The sequence below is a fragment of the Pseudomonas sp. KSR10 genome, from assembly GCF_022355455.1.
GTDB classification, from domain to species: Bacteria; Pseudomonadota; Gammaproteobacteria; order Pseudomonadales; family Pseudomonadaceae; genus Stutzerimonas; species Stutzerimonas stutzeri_E.
Genome location: NZ_JAKOEN010000023.1, coordinates 363,946 through 382,950, shown reverse-complemented (window position 1 = coordinate 382,950; position 19,005 = coordinate 363,946). Strand labels below are relative to the sequence as shown.

Below are 19,005 nucleotides of genomic sequence, written 5' to 3'. Positions count from 1 at the left end.
TCGACGGCACTGTTTAGAACACGAAGAGCAAGCACTGCGCCATGCAATGGAATGTGAGCTCTAACCGATGGGTTTTGATTTCGGCAAGGCGGAACTCATCATACAACCCTAGCGGGTCGGAGCGGGATCCGCGACTCAGACCGGTTTGATACCGGCCGGAACGGCTGATTTACGCCACTGCGGCAAGCCGATCAGTATCACAGCAGATACGATGACCGTCATTGCCAACCACTCTTCGGTACCGATCCGTTCCCCAGCGAACGTCACTCCCAGTAGCACGGCGACCACCGGATTGACATACGCGTAGCTGGTGGCTGCGGCGGGTCGTACATGCTTGAGCAGGTAGAGATAGGCGCTGAACGCGACAATGGAACCGAGTAGGGTCAGATAGGCAAGCGCGAGCCAGCCGGCGAGATCGGGCATCTCCTGCAGACGCTCGCCACTGGCGACGCTGCCAACCAGCAATACCGCGCCGCCAATCAGCATCTGTGCCGCGCTGGCCATCGCGCCGGCCGGTAGGCTGAGATGTCGGCTCCACATCGAACCGAATGCCCAACTGGCTGCCGCGAGCAATACCAGTACCGCACCTAGCGGACTCGCCTGCAGGTTGTGGCCGAGATTGAGCAGGCCGATACCGATCAGCCCCAGCAGGATGCCGCACCATTCCAGCGTCGTGGTTCGCTGCCCCCAGATCAGCCCGAACAGCAAAGCGAACAGCGGTACGGTGGCAATCGCCAGTGCCGCTACCGCCGAGGCCACGCCGAGATGTTCTGCGATCGTGACGCCGCCGTTGCCGCAACTCAGCAGCAGCACGCCAACAATTGCGCATGATCGCCATTCCTTCACCGTCGGTATCGGCACACCGCGCCAACGCAGCCAGGCGAACATCAGGCTACCGGCGATGACGAACCGCAACCCGGCCAGCAGCATCGGTGGCCAGGCCTGTACGCCCAGCTTGATCACGAAGTAGGTCGAGCCCCAGATCAAGTAGAGCGCCATAAAAGCGCCCACGAGCAGCAAAGGATAGCGGCGCATGGTAAAAGCCCGAGCGGCAGTGGGACCGATCATTCTAAGTAGGCTGCCCCACCCGAGGATAAGCACAGTCAGTTATTTGTTTACCGGTGCAGTTCGTCGCATCACCCTGCTCCTCAGCGGTCAAGAGCGAACGGGTCATCGATGCTGTGACTCGGCTCGGTAAACCAACGCGGTCCACTCTCTGTCATGTAGAAGTGATCCTCCAGACGGATACCGAACTCGCCTGGTACACAGATCATCGGTTCATTGCTGAAGCACATCCCCACGTCGATAGGTGTCTGGTCGCCATGCACCAGGTATGGGCTCTCGTGGATTTCCAGCCCGATACCGTGCCCGGTGCGATGCGGCAAGCCGGGCAATTGGTAGCCCGGGCCCAGGCCGCACGCTTCGAGTGAACTGCGTGCGGCCTCATCCACCTGTTCGCAACGAGCGCCCAGTCGCGCGGCCGCGAATGCCGCCAGTTGCGCGTCCTTCTCGAAGCCCCACAGCGCCCGCTGATGCTCGTTCGGCTCGCCGAAGACGTAGCTCCGGGTGATATCGGAAAGGTAGCTGTGCACGCGGCAGCCGGTATCGATCAGCACCATATCGCCAGGTTTTAGCCGTTGTTCGTATTTCACACCGTGGGGAAATGCGCTCGCCTCCCCGAACAGAACAATGCAGAAAACCGAGCCTGACGCACCCACGGCACGATGCGCCTGGTGAATGAATTCAACCACCTCCGCGGTGCTGATTCCCTCGCGAAGAATACTCGCGGTGGCCTTGTGCACCGCCAGCGTCATGTCCTTTGCGCGCTGCATAAGAGCGATTTCCGCAGTGGATTTGCACTGGCGGCAATGAGCGGTTACCGCGCCTGCATCGACGAATGCATAACCGGGATCAAGCATCCGAAGACCGTCGAACATGAAGAACGGCAGTGTTGAACAGAGCCCGATACGCGGCCTGACTCTTGGGTTTGGCTCGATGCCCAGGCGCAGCAGGCAGCCGAACAGCAAACGATAGGGGTTTTCGTGCTCCTGCCAGCCATTGACCAGACCATCGACCACCATGAAGTCACGAACCGTGCCTTCCTCGAACGCTGGCGCCAGATATTCGAGCGCACCATTCGCGGGCAGAATCGCACCCACCATGCGCTCGCTCGGACTCCATCGCACCCCGGTGAAGTATTCGAGATTGGGGCCGGCGCTGAGAAAGATCGCCTCGAATCCGAGCTGCCTCATTCGCCGCTGCGCCTTTTCGATGCGTGCCCGGTACTCCGCCAGCCCGATCGGCTCGACGCCATCCAGCATGTTGCCCAAGCGCCCGAGCGCCTCTTCTTGCGTGCTGCCGCCGACGCCGATGGTCATCCTGCTCTCCAAAACGAACCCAAGAAAGTTCGCGGGATTTAAGTACAGCTTAAATTTTCAAGCAAAGCTTTTTTCAACCAAACCGCGAAATAGCCAGAACTAGGACTGGCGCGAGCTCGTTGGGCTGGCCGTATACTGGCCACTTTGACAAGGCGAACCCCCATGACAGTCGATCGCATCGGTGAGCGTTTGCGCCGGCACAGGCGTGCCGCGAACAAGACCTTGAATCAAGTAGCCAGGGAGTCCGGCCTGACGGCGAGCTTCCTTTCCCAAGCCGAGCGCAACCTCACGGGCATCTCTATTTCATCGCTGGCGAACATCGCCAAATCGCTCGGTGTGCCGCTCAATTCACTGTTCGATCAACCCAGCCAGGCGCAGCCCGACTCGCACCAGGGTGAGCGCGTGCGGTACACCATCGAGGGGCAGCCGCTGGCCTACGAACGCCTCTCTACGAATTTCCCCGGTAATCTGCTGAACGCCGTCAAGGTCAGCATGCCGGTGGGCTATCAATCAGAACTCATCGCCCACGAGGGCGCTGAATTCGCCTATGTCCTGTCGGGAAGAATCGTCTACACGGTAGACGGTCGCGACTATCCGCTGGGCAGCGGAGACTCGATTCACTTCGACGCGGGTAAGCCGCATCATCTGGCGAATGTGGGCGACCAGGCGGCCGAAGTGCTGACGGTAACGACCATGGGTTTGTTTGACGATCTGACCACCCGCTAACTGGCATCACTATTGCTAGGCCTCGTAACCGAAAGCCAGGTCGAAGAAATTTAGCAGTGCTTAATTTCGGTTGACCCTGTTTTCAGCATGACTTAATTTCGAGGCAGGCTAGGCTGTGTCTCCAGGACTCAGCTACCAACAGTGTTCTGCGCCGAGCGGGCAACCCCCAACGGCGACACCGGCGTGCAGTGAGCCACTGTTCGGTCCACGAGACCAACCCTCGATGAACATAAAAAAGAATGAGGTTTGCATGCGAAACACTATCTCGATCCGCACGTTGCTCGCCGCAGGACTGATCCTCGGCTCGCCGCTCAGCTTCGCCGCCAGCAACCTGGTGTTTTGCTCTGAAGGCAGCCCCGCGGGTTTCGATCCAGGTCAGTACACCACCGGCACCGACTTCGATGCCTCGGCTGAAACCGTCTTCAATCGCCTGGCCCAGTTCGAGCGAGGCGGCACTCTCGCCCAGCCCGGCCTGGCAACGAAGTGGGACGTCAGCGATGACGGTCTCACCTATACCTTTCATCTGCGCCCGGGGGTGAAGTTCCATACCACTGATTACTTCACACCAAGCCGCGAATTCAACGCCGATGACGTCGTCTTCACCTTCCAGCGCATGCTCGACAAGGACCATCCGTTCCGAAAGGCGTACCCCAGCGAGTTCCCGTATTTCACTGATATGGGCATGGACAAGAACATCACCAACGTCGAAAAACTCGACGACATGACGGTGCGTTTCACCCTCGACAAAGTGGATGCGGCCTTTATCCAGAATATGGCGATGCATTTCGCCTCGATCCACTCAGCCGAATATGCCGATCAACTGCTTAAGGCCGGCAAGGGTGAGCAGATCAACCAGAAGCCGATTGGCACTGGTCCGTTCGTATTCAGCCGCTATCAGAAAGATGCGCAGGTTCGTTTCAAAGGAAACAAGGATTATTGGGTCCCAGAGGACGTGAAGATCGACAACCTGATCTTTGCCATCACCACCGATGCCTCGGTCCGCGCACAGAAACTTCGCGCCGGGGAATGTCAGATCACGCTCAACCCGCGCCCTGCCGACCTCGCGGCGTTGCAGAAAGACCCCAACGTGAAAGTGCCCAACCAACCCGGGTTCAACCTGGGCTACATCGCTTACAACGTTGAGCACGAGCCACTCGGCAAGCTCGAGGTACGCAAAGCGCTGGACATGGCGGTGGACAAGAAGTCAATCATCGAAGCGGTCTACCAGGGTGCCGGCCAGCTGGCCGTCAACGGCATGCCGCCGACGCAGTGGTCCTACGATGAGAGTATCAAGGGCACTGAATACAACCCGGACAAAGCACGCGAGCTGCTCAAGCAGGCCGGCGTGAAGGAAGGCACCGAGATCACCCTTTGGGCGATGCCAGTCCAGCGGCCGTACAACCCGAACGCCAAACTGATGGCTCAGATGATCCAGTCCGACTGGGCCAAAATCGGCATCAAGGCCCGCATCGTCAGCTACGAATGGGGCGAGTACATCAAGCGCGGCCATGCAGGCGAGCACGACGCCATGCTGATCGGCTGGACTGGCGACAACGGCGACCCGGACAACTGGCTCAACACCCTCTATGGCTGTGATGCGATAGGCGGCAACAACTGGTCGCGCTGGTGCGATGCCAACTACGACGAAGTGGTCAAGCAGGCCAAGCGTATGACGGATCAGGCTGAACGCACCAAACTGTATGAACAGGCGCAGCAGATCCTCCAGCAAGAAGTGCCGATCACGCCGATCGCGCATTCCACCGTTTACCAGCCGATGCGCAACAGCGTGGAACGCTTCAAAATCAGTCCCTTCTCACTCAACTCCTTTTACGGCGTGGAAAACAAGCGCTAGTGATGGCGACACCGGGCTAGCCTGTGGGGTTAGTCCGGTTGCGTCCGCGCCATTGTTTTTTCAACCACGACCCGAGTTTCGGTGGTAGCCGCTTCGGTTGCGGTTGATCAGCCACTACGGAATCGCCTCGCCAACGCACTCGCCGCCGGCGGGGCCCGACCAGGAGTTTTGCAACGATGTTCAGCTTCATAGCCCGCCGAGTGGCTTTGCTGATCCCGACCTTTTTCGGGATCACACTGCTCACCTTCGCCCTGATTCGCATGATTCCCGGCGACCCGGTGGAAGTAATGATGGGCGAGCGCCGGGTCGACCCGGAAATGCATGCCCAGGCCATGGAGCGCCTCGGCCTGAACAAACCGCTGTATCTCCAATATGCCGACTACATTGGCCAGCTGGCCGAGGGAAACCTGGGCGAGTCATTGCGCACCCGCACCAGTGTCTGGAAAGAATTCACCACCTTGTTCCCCGCCACACTCGAGCTGGCACTTGCCGCACTGATCATTGCCGGCACTCTCGGTGTGTTGGCTGGCGTGGTAGCCGCCCTGAAACGCGGTTCCTTGTTCGACCACGGGGTGATGGGCGTATCGCTGGTGGGTTACTCGATGCCGATCTTCTGGTGGGGACTGATTCTGATCATGTTCTTCTCCGTGGGCCTTGGCTGGACGCCTGTGTCGGGGCGCATCGATCTGCTCTATGACGTGCAGCCAATCACCGGTTTCATGCTCATCGATACCCTGCTCAGTGATGAGGAAGGTGCCTTCATGGACGCCCTGCACCATATGATCCTGCCGTCCATCGTGCTGGCGACAATTCCATTGGCGGTGATCGCTCGTATGACCCGTTCGGCGATGCTCGAAGTATTGCGCGAAGACTATGTACGCACCGCCCGGGCAAAAGGGCTGTCGCCTAACCGGGTGGTGTTCATCCATGGATTGCGCAACGCACTGATTCCCGTGTTGACCGTCTTTGGCCTGCAGATCGGCACGTTGCTGGCGGGAGCCGTACTGACCGAGACCATCTTCTCCTGGCCGGGTATCGGCAAATGGCTGATCGAATCCATCGGCGCCCGCGATTACCCGGTAGTGCAGAACGGCATTCTGTTGGTCGCCTGTCTGGTCATCCTGGTCAATTTCATCGTGGACATCCTCTACGGTCTGGCCAACCCCCGCATTCGTCATCAGCGTTAAGAGGCCGGACGATGAACAACTTCGATACCCTGCCGGCCGCCGAGCCAACCGACTACTACCCCTCTCCGCTGCGAGAGTTCTGGAGCGCCTTTCGTCGTAACAAGGGCGCGTTGGGCGGCTTGATGTTCATGTCGCTGCTGGTGATTTGCGCCCTGTTCGCACCAGCGTTGGCTCCCTACAGCCCCGCCGAGCAGTTCCGCGATTTCCTGCTCACGCCTCCCGCCTGGCAAGAAGCCGGCACCTCACAGTTCCTGCTAGGCACCGACGAACTAGGGCGGGACATGCTGTCGCGTCTGATCCATGGCGCGCGGCTGTCATTGCTTATCGGCCTGGCCTCGGTCATTTTCTCGCTGATCCCCGGCATCCTGCTGGGGCTATTGGCCGGTTTTTCCCCTACCGGAATGGGCCCGTTCATCATGCGGCTGATGGACATCATGCTGGCCCTGCCTTCCCTGCTTCTGGCGGTGGCGATCGTGGCGATTCTCGGCCCGGGCCTGATCAACACCATCTTCGCCATCGCCATCGTGTCGCTGCCCTCCTACGTGCGACTAACTCGCGCAGCGGTGATGACCGAACTCAATCGCGACTACGTCACGGCTTCTCGGCTGGCCGGCGCCGGCACCCTTCGACTGATGTTCATCAGCGTGCTGCCCAATTGCATGGCGCCATTGATCGTCCAGGCCACGCTGAGCTTTTCCTCGGCGATTCTGGACGCCGCGGCGCTGGGTTTTCTAGGCCTTGGCGTTCAGCCGCCGACCCCCGAATGGGGCACCATGCTGGCCTCGGCCCGCGACTACATCGAGCGTGCCTGGTGGGTGGTTTCCTTACCCGGCCTGGCGATCCTGCTCAGCGTGCTGGCGATCAATCTGCTCGGTGACGGCCTGCGCGACGCGCTGGATCCGAAGCTGAAAAACGCCGCATGAGGAACTCATCGATGTCTGATCCAATGCCCACTCAACCGGGAGAAGTCCGTCCATGAGCCTTCTCGAAATTCAAAACCTATCGGTTCGCTTTGGTGATGACGGCGCACCGCCAGTAGTCGATGGGCTAGACCTTCGTGTCGACCGGGGCGAAGTGCTGGCCATCGTCGGTGAATCCGGCTCCGGCAAATCGGTCACCATGATGGCGTTGATGGGGCTGGTCGATGCGCCGGGCAAGGTCTCAGCCGACCGCCTGCGATTTGCCGAGCAGGACCTGCTGACCCTCAAAGGCCGCCAGCGCCGCCGCTTGATCGGCAAAGACCTGGCGATGGTCTTTCAGGATCCGATGACTGCACTCAACCCCAGCTACACGGTGGGCTTCCAGATCGAGGAAGTTCTGCGCCAACACCTTGGCCTCAAGGGCAAGGCAGCCCGCCAGCGTGCGCTCGAACTGCTTGAGCGGGTGGAGATTCCCGGCGCAGCCAGTCGCCTCGATGCCTACCCGCACCAACTCTCCGGCGGCATGAGCCAGCGCGTGGCGATCGCCATGGCCATCGCCGGCGAACCGCAGCTGCTGATAGCCGACGAGCCCACCACCGCACTCGACGTGACCATCCAGGCACAGGTCATGGAACTGCTGCTGAGCTTGCAGCGCGATCAGAACATGGCACTGATCCTGATCACCCATGACCTCGCGGTGGTCGCCGAAACCGCTCAACGCGTATGTGTGATGTACGCCGGCCAAGCGGTGGAGACGGGCCGGGTACCGCAGCTCTTCGACGTCCCGGCTCATCCCTATACCGAGGCGCTGCTGGCCTCCATCCCGGAGCACTCTAATGGCCGGCGGCTGGCGACCTTGCCGGGCATCGTACCGGGCCGTTACGACCGCCCGGCCGGTTGCCTGCTCTCGCCACGCTGCCCCTATGCCCAGCCGCGCTGCTCGGAGCGTCCCGCTCTGCAACCTTATGAGCGCGGCGAAGTGCGCTGCTTTTTCCCTCGCCACATGTCGCCAGGCGAAGCACCCGAAGTGCTTCCAGAGGCGCAACGTCCGAGCCAGCCTCCCGGAGATCAGCATGTCTAATGAGACGTCGACAGATAGCGTGCTATCCGCACGTGAGCTGACCCGCCACTACGAGATCTCTCGCGGGCTGTTCAAACCACACGCCACCGTACGTGCGCTGAACGGCGTGTCTTTCGAACTGGCGGCCGGCGAAACGCTTGCCGTTGTGGGCGAATCCGGCTGCGGCAAATCCACGCTTGCCCGCGCCCTGGTCCTTATCGAGGAGCCAACCTCCGGTTCGCTGCAGATTGCCGGTCAGGAAGTGGCCGGTGCCGACAAGGCGCAGCGCAAGCAGCTTCGCCGAGATGTGCAGATGGTGTTTCAGAATCCCTACGCGTCGTTGAACCCAAGGCAGAAAATCGGTGATCAGTTGGCCGAACCGCTTGTGATCAACACGCAGCTATCACGTAGCGAACGCCGTGAGCGGGTGCAGGCGATGATGCAGCAGGTGGGGTTGCGGCCCGAACACTACCAGCGCTACCCGCATATGTTCTCTGGCGGTCAGCGTCAACGTATCGCCTTGGCGCGTGCGATGATGCTCAATCCCAAGGTACTGATCGCCGACGAACCCACCTCGGCTCTGGACGTGTCGATTCAGGCGCAGGTTCTTAACCTGTTCATGGATCTGCAGGAGCAGTTCAACGCTGGCTATGTGTTCATCTCGCACGACCTGGCCGTGGTCCGCCACGTGGCGGACAAGGTGCTGGTGATGTATTTCGGCAGTCCGATGGAAATGGGCCCTGCCGAGCTGATCTACACGCGTCCCCTGCACCCCTACACGCAGGTGCTGCTATCGGCGACACCCAGTATCCGACCCGACGCGGTGAGGACGAAGATCCGCGTCCGTGGTGAACTGCCCAACCCGCTCGACCCACCAAGCGGTTGTGTCTTTCACACGCGCTGTCCGTATGCCACTGAACGGTGTAGCACGGAAATCCCCGCGTTCCGGCCATTGGATGAGCGCTTGGTGGCCTGCCACTACGCCGAGGAGGTTGGCTCGTCCCCACAACCGCTTCGCTAGCCTGACCAGCCCAGCTCGTTGTGTCTTGAATGCCCAAACAAAAAAGGCCCCGGATTTCGGGGGCCTTTTGGCGGCAATATGGAGAAACAGCTGAGATTCGACTCGTCATCAATTCCGCTGAATGAGGCTAAGCCGGCGCGCAGCTAAATCGCGATCTGTCGTTCTCTCGAGCGCTTGAGCAGTGCAGGACTTAGCGCGGCGACGTCGAGCTCTATCAAGCTGATCAACCCCGCCAGCTGCGCTCGCGTAACCGATACGCCGCAAGGGAGTCCGGTCAAGACCAGCGATTCTCCTGTCAGCTCGTCAAGCAACATTGCCTGGATGGTTTGAGGTGAATCCATCGTGGCGGTGAACAACAACGGTCTGAAGTGTTCCCGCACGAGCGCCAAAGCCTCGGGCTGTCTAATCCGGATCATCTGACAATTCCTTTGTCTGAGCGGAGAGTTTAATAGCCAAGCACACAAACCACTCAGCAAAGAAACGCAAACTGCTTCACGTTTCAGCGGTGAGTCAGATCATTTGCTCTGTTTAGACGGGACAAGACCAAGCCCGCGCCGATCAGCCGACGCCGTCGGCGGGGTGCATCCAGCGCACCATTGTCTCCACGCCCGTGGAATTATCCGGAATTCAGGCGAAACCGCGGCAGCCCTGGCAGCGGCTTTTTTTACTTCTCTCAGACGGACACGGGAAACGCGTACGTACGCATTCGCCCCTGCAGAAACGCTGAAGGCCCCGAATTAGGGGGCCTTCAGTTTTGAGATATGGCGGAGGAGGTGAGATTCGAACTCACGGAAGAGTTTCCCCTTCGACGGTTTTCAAGACCGTTGCATTCAACCGCTCTGCCACTCCTCCGCAGAGAGCGGGCGCAATAGTACCGGAACGAAACACACTGTCAAACTCTGTTGTTAGGCTGAAACAAAAGCTCTGCTATGATCCGAGGCAATTCACCTCGGGCTGAATACATTTACAGGAGTGTCGCCATGCTCAAGCAACAGTACGCATCTACGCACACGCAGGTTGAACAACAGGAAGTCAGCCGTGTTCTGCGCAACACCTACGGCCTGCTGGCCATCACCCTGGGCTTCAGTGCTCTGGTCGCCTACATGGCCATGCAGGCCAACGCGGCTTACCCGAACATCTTCGTGGTGCTGATCGGCTTCTACGGCTTGTTCTTCCTGACCGTCAAGCTGCGCAATTCCGCGTGGGGTCTGCTATCCACCTTCGCGTTGACCGGGTTCATGGGCTATACGCTTGGCCCGATCCTCAATATGTACCTAGGCACCGCCAACGGTGGTGAGCTGATCGCCTCCGCGCTGTCCATGACGGCTCTGGTGTTCTTTGGTCTGTCGGCCTTCGTGCTGATCACGCGCAAGGACATGAGCTTCCTCAGCGGCTTCATCACCGCCGGATTCTTCGTCCTGCTGGGCGCGATGGTCGCAAGCTTCTTCTTCCAGATCAGCGGTCTGCAACTGGCAATCAGCGCCGGCTTCGTGCTGTTCTCGTCGGTCTGCATTCTTTTCCAGACCAGCGCGATCATCCACGGTGGCGAACGCAACTACATCATGGCCACCATTGGCCTGTATGTATCGATCTACAACCTGTTCATCAGCCTGCTACAGCTGATGGGCATCATGGGTGGAGACGACTGATAGCCGCTCGTTGAATAAGCCCGCCTTGGCGGGCTTTTTCGTTTCTGAAGCTGGCGTATCATGTCACCCAGCAACTCAACGGTGCCCCATGAAATTCGTCATCGCCCTGTTCTCCCCTTCCCATTCCCCCGCTTCGCGGCGCGCCTTACGCTTCGCTGAGGCCGTGCTGGCGGGTGGGCACGAAATCGTCCGACTGTTTCTTTACCAAGACGGTGTACATAGCGCGTCGGCCAATACCGTGAGCGCACAGGACGAACTGGATATCGCTGCGCAATGGAGCCAGTTCGTCGATCGCCATCAGTTGGATGGGGTGGTGTGCATTGCCGCCGGTCTACGCCGTGGCGTGCTGGATGAGCAGGAAGCCAAGCGGCATCAGCGTCCTGCAGCGAATCTTGGGTCTGGCTGGGAGCTGTCCGGTTTGGGGCAACTCCATGAAGCCAGTCAGCATGCCGACCGCCTCGTCTGCTTCGGAGGGCATTGATGGCCCGCTCGATGCTGATCATTACCCGTCAATCTCCATGGTCCGGCCCAACGGCTCGCGAGGCATTGGACATCGTGCTGGCCGGTGGCGCCTTCGAGCTTCCGCTTGGGTTGCTTTTTCTCGATGACGGCGTGTTCCAGTTAGCCCCCGCGCAGCAACCGGCGCATCTGCAGCAAAAGGACCTGACGGCCAATCTGCAGGCCCTCCCGATGTTTGGTGTCGATTCGCTGTTTGTAGCCAAACGCAGCCTGGACGAGCGAGGGCTTGACGAAACCGCCGTGCCGCTGCCGATCGAGGTGCTCGACGATGCCGGCCTCAATATTCTTATCAACCGCTACGACCACGTGATCACCCTTTGATGAGCACTTTGCATCTGCTTTCCCACTCCCCCTTCGCCGATGGCCGTCTGGTCAGCTGTCTGCACCTTCTGGGGGCCGGCGACGCCTTGCTGCTGAGCGGCGATGCGGTCTATGCACTGCAAACGTCGACTGCACAACGCCAGGCGCTGGAATTGATGCCGGACGGCATTGGCCTGTTCGCGCTGGAGGAAGATGTATCCGCACGCGGCCTCGAAGATCTGCCCGAACGCTTGCAGCAAGTCGACTATACGGGCTTCGTCGAGCTGTGCTGTCGATACGCACGGACGAACGCCTGGCTATGAGTGGGTTGAATGTCAACGGCGTGGGCATTGCCGTGGACCAGGAGGGCTTCCTGGTCAATCTCGAGGATTGGAGCGAACCGGTCGCCACGGCGCTGGCCGAGGCTGAAGGCCTCAGTCTTGAAACCGAACACTGGGAAATTCTGCACCTGCTCCGCGAGTTCTACCGTGAGTTTCAGCTAGCCCCGGCAACGCGCCCATTGATCAAGTACACCGCGCTGAAGCTCGGCCCTGAAAAGGGCAACAGCATGCACCTGAACCGTCTATTCAAAGGCACCCCCGCCAAACTCGCCGCAAAGCTGGCGGGATTGCCGAAACCGAGCAATTGCATATGAGCCTCGTCACCCCGCCTGAACACCCCTTTGCCGTCTTCGTCCGGATCCTGGGCAAAGGCAAGCGCGGCGCCCGCGATCTCACCCGAGAAGAAGCGCGCGAAGCCATGGGCATGCTGCTCGATGGCAAGGTCGAGGACACGCAGCTCGGTGCTTTCCTGATGCTGCTGCGGCACAAGGAAGAAAGCGCCGAAGAGCTTGCCGGCTTCACCGAGGCCGTGCGCGACCGGCTGCACGCACCTGCCATCGCCGTCGATCTCGACTGGCCGACCTATGCCGGCAAGAAACGTCATTTGCCTTGGTACCTGCTCGCAGCCAAGTGCCTGGCGCACAACGGCATTCGCATCCTCATGCACGGTGGTGGCGCTCATACGGCTGGCCGACTGTATAGCGAGCAGCAACTCGATCTGCTCGGAATCACCCGCTGCGAAGACTGGAACAGCGTCGCCGTCGCTCTGGGCCGTGCCAACCTCGCGTTCGCGCCGCTCGGGGCCTGGATGCCGGGCCTGCAGCGGATGATCGATCAACGCAATATCCTAGGCCTGCGCTCGCCCATCCACTCGCTGGCGCGCATCCTCAATCCGCTCGGTGCCCGTTGCGGCCTGCAGAGTATTTTCCACCCCGGTTACCAGGGCAATCACCGCGAAGCCAGCCGTTTACTGGGTGACACGGCTATCGTTATCAAGGGTGAAGGCGGCGAGATCGAGATCAACCCGGACGGCGTGGCGCACCTGTACGGCACTCAGGCAGGAGAGTCCTGGGACGAGGATTGGCCGGCGCTTTCGCCACAACGTCACGTCAAACCGGCGCAACTCGATCCGCAGCATTTGCTCGCCGTCTGGCGGGGCGCCGCCGAAGATGCCTATGGCGAACTGGCGGTGGTGGCGACGATGGCCCTGGCGTTGCGCGGGCTCGGCCAATCGCGCGAGAGCGCATTTATCCAGGCGCGACAGTACTGGGAGCAACGCAACCTATCGGTTTGAACGATGCGTATGGCCGGGGATTGTGACCCATCCATCGAACTATCCTCCATAGACTGACCCCTAATCTGAAAGTCTGAGGAGGCAGAACATGGGGCTCTTGGTCGATGGGCAGTGGCAGGACCGTTGGTACGAAAACAGCCGTGATGGCGAATTCCAGCGAGAACAGGCGCAACGACGCGACTGGGTGACTGCGGACGGCTCGCCCGGCCCAACGGGTCAGCCTGCAGTAAAGGCTGAAGCCGGGCGCTATCACCTCTATGTTTCTCTCGCCTGCCCCTGGGCACATCGCACCCTGATCTATCGCAAACTCAAGCAGCTCGATCAGTTGATCGATGTTTCTGTCGTCAGCTGGCTGATGGCCGAGCATGGCTGGACCTTCGACAGACACACCGGCTCGACCGGTGACACGTTGGATGGCTATCAGTACCTGCATCAGCGCTACACGCGCGATGACGATAACTACACCGGCCGCGTCACCGTACCGGTGCTCTGGGACCGCCAGCAGCAACGCATCGTCAACAACGAGTCCGCCGAGCTGATCCGCATCTTCAATAGTGCCTTCGACGAGTTGACCGGATCGACGCTCGACCTCTGCCCCGAACCGCTACGCGCCGAGATCGACATGCTCAACGAGCGGATCTATCCGCGAGTCAACAATGGCGTTTATCGCGCCGGATTCGCCTCCACGCAGAAGGCCTACGAAACCGCATTCGATGAGCTGTTCAACGAGCTCGACTGGCTCGAGCAACGCCTCGGTGAACAGCGCTACCTGACCGGCGAATACCTGACCGAGGCGGACTGGCGCCTATTCACCACAATGGTCCGCTTCGACGCTGTCTACCATGGCCATTTCAAATGCAATCTACGGCGGATCGAGGACTACCCAAACCTGTCGAACTGGCTGCGGGAGCTGTACCAATGGCCTGGGATCGCCGAAACCGTCGACTTCACCCATATCAAGAGCCATTACTACGCGAGCCACCGTCATATCAATGCTAACGGCATCATCCCCAAGGGACCGCAGCTGGCATTGGGCCGTGCGCATGATCGCGACCGGTTGCCGGGTAAAGGCATCTGGTCGCGCTGAGCACAGCGCGCGGCCGCAGCATCTGCTCTGGATTCGTAGCGCACGAGCGCCGCGTCTATTCGGATGCGGTGCCGGCCCCTTCGAACCAGGCGAGCTTTTCCCGGAGCTGCACCACCTCGCCGACAATAATCAGCGTCGGGGCTTGAACCTGCTCGCTTGCGACCCGCGCGGCCAGATTGGCCAACGTGCCGGTAAACACGCGTTGATGGCTGGTAGTGCCCTGCTGGATCAACGCGACGGGGGTAGCGGCGGCGCGCCCATGAGCGATCAGTTGCTGGCAGATCACCGGCAGTCCGACCAAGCCCATGTAGAACACCAAGGTCTGGCTGGGCGCCACCAGTTCCGGCCAGGGCAGATCGCAGCTGCCGTCCTTCAGATGACCGGTGACGAAACGCACTGACTGCGCATGGTCACGGTGGGTCAGTGGGATACCGGCGTAGGCAGCACAGCCACTGGCGGCCGTGATACCGGGAACGACCTGAAACGGGATATCGTGAGCCGCCAGCTCTTCGATCTCCTCGCCACCCCGACCGAAAATGAACGGATCGCCACCCTTCAGGCGCAACACTCGCTTGCCCTGCCGGGCCAGCGTCACCAGCAATTGGTTGATCTGCTCTTGAGGGACGGCATGCTCGGCACGCTGTTTACCGACGTAGATCCGATCAGCATCGCGACGACACAGATCGAGGATGGCCGGCGCTACCAGCCGGTCATAGAGCACAACGTCGGCTTGCTGCATCAACCGCAGCGCACGAAATGTCAGTAGATCCGGGTCGCCAGGACCCGCGCCGACCAGATACACCTCGCCGAGGCTTTTGGGCGCTGCGCCGGAAAGCTTTTCCTCCAGCAGTCGCTCGGCCTCGTGCGGCTGTCCCGCCATTGCCCGCTCGGCAATGGTGCCTTGGAAGACCTCTTCCCAGAACACCCGCCGTTGCTGCACATTCGGCAATGCAGCCTTGACCTGACTGCGAAACTTCTTCGCCAGGCCAGCCAATTGACCGTACACCGCAGGCACCCAGGTTTCGATTCGCGCCCGCATCAGACGCGCCAGAACCGGGGCATCACCGCCGCTGGATACGGCAATCATCAGCGGCGAGCGATCGACGATCGCGGGAAAGATGACCGTGCACAGCTCAGGAGAATCCACCACATTCACCGGTATACCGAGCGCTTTGGCGTCGTGCGACACCTGTGCATTCAGCGGCTCGTCATCGGTGGCAGCGATCGCCAGCACGCATCCAGCAAGGTCGTCGCGGTCATAACCGCGCAGACACGACTGCCCACCGCTCCGATCGACCAAGTCAGTCAACTGCGGCTCAATCTCTGGCGCCACGACACGCAGCACCGCACCGGCTTCGGATAACAGGCGGGCCTTGCGCAGGGCGATTTCACCGCCACCGATGACCAGCACCGCGCGACCTTTGAGATTGTGGAACAGCGGCAGAAAATCCATCAGCGAGTCCTGGTGAGAAAAGTTGGTCCATCTCAACCATTGCGCGGGAGACGGCCCTTGTCGGCTATCAAGAAGTCAGGATAGTGCCAAGTACCAGCCCGTGGAGCGGCAACTCACCGCGCCGGCTCCACCATCACCAAGTACCCATCGGACGCTATCAGCCGATGACCTCGATACCGTTCATGTAGGGCTTCAGCACATCGGGTACCTGAATGCTACCGTCCGCCTGTTGGTAGTTTTCCAGCACCGCGACCAGTGTGCGTCCTACCGCCAGGCCGGAGCCATTGAGCGTATGCACCAGCTCGGGCTTACCGGTTTCTGGATTACGGAAGCGCGCTTGCATACGACGAGCCTGGAAATCGCCACAGTTGGAGCAGGAGGAAATCTCGCGGTACTTGTCCTGGCTCGGAACCCAGACCTCCAGATCGTAGGTCTTGGTCGCACCGAAGCCCATATCGCCTGTGCACAACGCAAGCACTCGATACGGCAAGCCTAATAGTTGCAAGACTTTTTCGGCATTGGCCGTGAGGCTCTCGAGCGCCTCGAATGACTCGCTCGGTTCGACGATCTGCACCATCTCGACCTTGTCGAACTGATGTTGACGGATCATGCCACGGGTATCGCGACCGGATGCACCAGCTTCGCTACGGAAGCATGGCGTATGCGCGACGAACTTCAACGGCAACTGCTTGGCATCGAGAATCTCACCGGCGACGATGTTAGTCAGCGACACCTCGGCAGTCGGGATCAAATAAAGGTCAGCCTCGTTCTCACGGCTGATCTTGAACAGATCCTCCTCGAATTTTGGCAACTGGCCAGTACCTTGCAACGCGGGCGCCTGAACCAGATAGGGTGTATAGGCCTCTTCATAGCCATGCTCACGGGTGTGCAAGTCGAGCATGAACTGCGCCAACGCCCGATGCAGACGGGCAATTGGGCCGCGCATCAGGGCGAAACGGGCACCTGACAGCTTGGCGGCGGTTTCGAAATCCAGCCAGCCATGCTGCTCGCCCAGGGCCACGTGATCCTTGACCTCGAACTCGAATGCCTTCGGCGTGCCCCAGCGGCGCACTTCGACGTTGTCGTCTTCGTCCTTGCCCACCGGGACCGATTCGTGGGGCAAGTTCGGCAGGCTCAGCATCAGCTGATCCAGGTCGGACTGAATGCCATCCAGCTCGACCTTGCCGGCTTCCAGTTCAGATCCCATGCGATCCACGTCGGCGAGCAGCGGCGCGATGTCTTCACCGCGCTGTTTGGCCTGGCCAATCGACTTGGAACGGGCGTTGCGCTCGGCTTGCAGTTGCTCGGTGCGGGTCTGTACGGTCTTGCGCTGTGCTTCCAGCGCCTCGATACGCGCCACATCCAGCTGGTAGCCGCGGGTAGCCAAGCGATCGGCGACGTCCTGCAGCTGTGTGCGTACCAGTTTCGAATCAAGCATGGTGAGTCTCGTCTGTGAAAGCTTTGAGGAAAGGCGGAGAGGAAACGGAGTTTACTGTCATCGCGGCAAGGTTCATAACCTGGCGAGCGCCAGGCCAGCCCAGGCGGCCAGCAGCCCCCCGAGCACGCTGGCGCCGATATAGCCGAAAGCCGTCGCAAGCTGGCCGCTCTCGAGCAGGCGCAACCCGTCGAGGGAAAAGCTGGAAAACGTCGTCAGGGCACCGAGAAAACCGATGATGAGGCCGCCCCGCAGCTCCGGGGAAATGTCCGGGCGCGCCAGAAAAAACGCATACAGGTAACCAATCAGCAGACAGCCGAGCAGGTTGACTGCCAGCGTTGCCACATAGAAATGCCGGGGCCAATGGGCCGATACCCAAGTCGCGACGCCGAAACGGATCAGCGTACCGACCACGCCACCGGTTACCACTGCCAGCACCATCCGAATCATGTTTTTCTCCGTTGTCGCGGGCTTTCCCGATCGAGCCGTGCCAGATGCTCGAGCTTGTCGCGAATCTTGCTCTCCAGCCCGCGTGGCACCGGCTGATAGTACTGACGCGGCACCATCGCGTCCGGAAAATAGTCTTCGCCCGCAGCGTAGGCATCGGGCTCGTCATGGGCGTAGCGGTATTCATTGCCGTAACCCAACTCCTTCATCAGCCGGGTCGGCGCATTACGCAAATGCAGAGGAACGTCCTGCGAGCCGTTTTCAGCGACATCGCGCATCGCCGCCTTGTAGGCCATGTAAACAGCGTTGCTCTTCGGCGCGCAGGCCAGATAGACAATCGCCTGCGCAACCGCCAGCTCGCCTTCCGGACTGCCCAGGCGCTCCTGAACATCCCAGGCGGACAAGCACAGCCCCATCGCGCGCGGATCGGCATTGCCGACCTCCTCGCTGGCCATTCGCACCACCCGGCGCGCGATATAGAGCGGGTCGCAACCACCATCGATCATTCGCGCGAACCAGTACAGTGCGGCGTCCGGGTTGGAACCGCGAACGGATTTGTGCAGCGCCGAGATCTGGTCGTAGAAGGCCTCGCCGCCCTTGTCGAAGCGCCTGCGGCTATCGCCCAACAGATCCTGCAGCAACTCGACGCTGATCTCGCCGCCCTCTTCAGCCAGATCCGAGGCGTTTTCCAACAGGTTCAACAGTCGGCGGCCATCGCCGTCAGCCGCGGCCATGAGCACCTGAAAACTGTCCTCGGGCAAGCTGAGGTGCATATCCCCCAGGCCTTTCGGCTCGGTCAAGGCGCGCGTAACCAATCGTCGCAGAGCAGCCTCATCGAGGCTCTTGAGCACGTACACGCGAGCCCTGGATAGCAGGGCGTTGTTCAGTTCGAACGAAGGGTTCTCGGTGGTGGCACCGATGAAAATCAGCGTGCCGTCTTCCACATATGGAAGAAAGGCATCCTGCTGCGATTTGTTGAAGCGGTGCACCTCGTCGACGAAGAGGATGGTGCGCCGGCCGGACTGCGCCGCCTGCTGTTTGGCGATCTCCACCGCCTGGCGGATTTCCTTGACGCCTGCCAGCACCGCCGAGACGGTCTCGAAGTGGGCATCGGAGACCTTGGCCAGCAAACGTGCCAAGGTCGTCTTGCCGACCCCGGGCGGCCCCCAGAACACCATTGAATGCAGCGCACCCTGCTCCAGCGCCTCACGCAACGGCTTGCCACGCGCCAGCAGATGTTCCTGCCCGACATACTCGTCGAGGCTGGCAGCGCGCAGACGTGCAGCTAGCGGTTGGGCGATAGGATCGCGACTGAACAGGTCCATCGCGGGCGGGT

General features: G+C 60.5%; 20 protein-coding genes and 1 tRNA gene. 13 read left to right on the top strand and 8 right to left on the bottom strand.

Annotated features, from left to right (window positions below):
• Positions 1–135: 135 nt before the first annotated feature.
• Entirely contained in the window at positions 136–1,035 is a 900-nt protein-coding gene (gene yedA / locus MCB86_RS21420) for a drug/metabolite exporter YedA (RefSeq protein ID WP_239612104.1), read from the bottom strand.
• A gap of 113 nt (positions 1,036–1,148) precedes the next feature.
• Positions 1,149–2,378, bottom strand: a complete 1,230-nt coding sequence (locus MCB86_RS21415; protein ID WP_239612103.1) for a Xaa-Pro peptidase family protein — start codon at positions 2,376–2,378, stop codon at positions 1,149–1,151.
• Between the two features lie 162 nt (positions 2,379–2,540).
• Here MCB86_RS21415 and MCB86_RS21410 point away from each other — a divergent pair, with 162 nt between their 5' ends.
• The 6 genes from MCB86_RS21410 (at position 2,541) to MCB86_RS21385 (ending at position 9,144) form a co-directional block, all read left to right on the top strand.
• On the top strand, positions 2,541–3,104 hold the full coding sequence (locus MCB86_RS21410; protein ID WP_045161690.1) for a cupin domain-containing protein: 564 nt from the start codon (positions 2,541–2,543) through the stop codon (positions 3,102–3,104).
• Positions 3,105–3,354: 250 nt separating this feature from the next.
• Positions 3,355–4,956 (top strand): ABC transporter substrate-binding protein, encoded by a 1,602-nt coding sequence (locus tag MCB86_RS21405; RefSeq protein WP_239612102.1) that lies wholly within the window; start codon positions 3,355–3,357, stop codon positions 4,954–4,956.
• 176 nt (positions 4,957–5,132) lie between these two features.
• Positions 5,133–6,143: an ABC transporter permease subunit gene (locus MCB86_RS21400; RefSeq protein WP_045161688.1), complete on the top strand. Its 1,011-nt coding sequence runs from the start codon at positions 5,133–5,135 to the stop codon at positions 6,141–6,143.
• An 11-nt stretch (positions 6,144–6,154) separates the two neighbouring features.
• Positions 6,155–7,066 carry an ABC transporter permease subunit gene (locus MCB86_RS21395; protein WP_045161687.1) on the top strand — a complete coding sequence of 304 codons (912 nt, stop codon included), beginning with the start codon at positions 6,155–6,157 and terminating at the stop codon, positions 7,064–7,066.
• Between the two features lie 52 nt (positions 7,067–7,118).
• Positions 7,119–8,144, top strand: coding sequence for an ABC transporter ATP-binding protein (locus MCB86_RS21390; protein ID WP_239612101.1), 1,026 nt, complete (start codon positions 7,119–7,121; stop codon positions 8,142–8,144).
• Positions 8,137–9,144 carry a peptide ABC transporter ATP-binding protein gene (locus MCB86_RS21385; RefSeq protein WP_045161685.1) on the top strand — a complete coding sequence of 336 codons (1,008 nt, stop codon included), beginning with the start codon at positions 8,137–8,139 and terminating at the stop codon, positions 9,142–9,144. The genes MCB86_RS21390 and MCB86_RS21385 overlap by 8 nt, the downstream gene beginning before the upstream one ends.
• A 143-nt stretch (positions 9,145–9,287) precedes the next feature.
• On the opposite strand, the gene MCB86_RS21380 is transcribed toward MCB86_RS21385, so the two are convergent.
• A complete protein-coding gene (locus MCB86_RS21380) occupies positions 9,288–9,560 on the bottom strand; it encodes a DUF1652 domain-containing protein (protein WP_045161684.1) in 273 nt (90 codons plus the stop codon).
• A gap of 346 nt (positions 9,561–9,906) precedes the next feature.
• Positions 9,907–9,996: transfer RNA gene (locus MCB86_RS21375), tRNA-Ser, on the bottom strand.
• A gap of 128 nt (positions 9,997–10,124) precedes the next feature.
• Between MCB86_RS21375 and MCB86_RS21370 the strand changes: the two genes are divergently transcribed.
• The 7 genes from MCB86_RS21370 (at position 10,125) to MCB86_RS21340 (ending at position 14,334) form a co-directional block, all read left to right on the top strand.
• Entirely contained in the window at positions 10,125–10,793 is a 669-nt protein-coding gene (locus MCB86_RS21370) for a Bax inhibitor-1/YccA family protein (RefSeq protein ID WP_045161636.1), read from the top strand.
• An 88-nt stretch (positions 10,794–10,881) separates the two neighbouring features.
• A complete protein-coding gene (gene tusD / locus MCB86_RS21365) occupies positions 10,882–11,274 on the top strand; it encodes a sulfurtransferase complex subunit TusD (protein ID WP_045161634.1) in 393 nt (130 codons plus the stop codon).
• A complete protein-coding gene (tusC, locus tag MCB86_RS21360; RefSeq protein ID WP_045161633.1) occupies positions 11,274–11,633 on the top strand; it encodes a sulfurtransferase complex subunit TusC in 360 nt (119 codons plus the stop codon). The genes tusD and tusC overlap by 1 nt, the downstream gene beginning before the upstream one ends.
• Complete coding sequence (tusB, locus tag MCB86_RS21355; RefSeq protein WP_239612100.1) at positions 11,633–11,935, top strand: sulfurtransferase complex subunit TusB; 303 nt, start codon at positions 11,633–11,635, stop codon at positions 11,933–11,935. Before tusC ends, tusB begins: the two co-directional genes overlap by 1 nt.
• A complete protein-coding gene (locus MCB86_RS21350) occupies positions 11,932–12,267 on the top strand; it encodes a TusE/DsrC/DsvC family sulfur relay protein (protein WP_239612099.1) in 336 nt (111 codons plus the stop codon). Before tusB ends, MCB86_RS21350 begins: the two co-directional genes overlap by 4 nt.
• Positions 12,264–13,247: a glycosyl transferase family protein gene (locus MCB86_RS21345; protein ID WP_045161630.1), complete on the top strand. Its 984-nt coding sequence runs from the start codon at positions 12,264–12,266 to the stop codon at positions 13,245–13,247. The genes MCB86_RS21350 and MCB86_RS21345 overlap by 4 nt, the downstream gene beginning before the upstream one ends.
• 88 nt (positions 13,248–13,335) lie before the next feature.
• Positions 13,336–14,334, top strand: a complete 999-nt coding sequence (locus MCB86_RS21340) for a glutathione S-transferase family protein (RefSeq protein ID WP_239612098.1) — start codon at positions 13,336–13,338, stop codon at positions 14,332–14,334.
• Between the two features lie 55 nt (positions 14,335–14,389).
• On the opposite strand, the gene cysG is transcribed toward MCB86_RS21340, so the two are convergent.
• The 4 genes from cysG to MCB86_RS21320 form a co-directional block, all read right to left on the bottom strand.
• A complete protein-coding gene (gene cysG, locus MCB86_RS21335) occupies positions 14,390–15,787 on the bottom strand; it encodes a siroheme synthase CysG (RefSeq protein WP_239612097.1) in 1,398 nt (465 codons plus the stop codon).
• A gap of 157 nt (positions 15,788–15,944) precedes the next feature.
• Positions 15,945–17,225: a serine--tRNA ligase gene (gene serS, locus MCB86_RS21330; RefSeq protein ID WP_239612096.1), complete on the bottom strand. Its 1,281-nt coding sequence runs from the start codon at positions 17,223–17,225 to the stop codon at positions 15,945–15,947.
• A 72-nt stretch (positions 17,226–17,297) separates the two neighbouring features.
• The gene (crcB, locus tag MCB86_RS21325; RefSeq protein ID WP_239612095.1) at positions 17,298–17,672 is read right to left on the bottom strand and encodes a fluoride efflux transporter CrcB; all 375 of its coding nucleotides are present in this window, start codon (positions 17,670–17,672) and stop codon (positions 17,298–17,300) included.
• A complete protein-coding gene (locus tag MCB86_RS21320) occupies positions 17,669–18,994 on the bottom strand; it encodes a replication-associated recombination protein A (protein ID WP_045161623.1) in 1,326 nt (441 codons plus the stop codon). The genes crcB and MCB86_RS21320 overlap by 4 nt, the downstream gene beginning before the upstream one ends.
• Between the last annotated feature and the right edge of the window lie 11 nt (positions 18,995–19,005).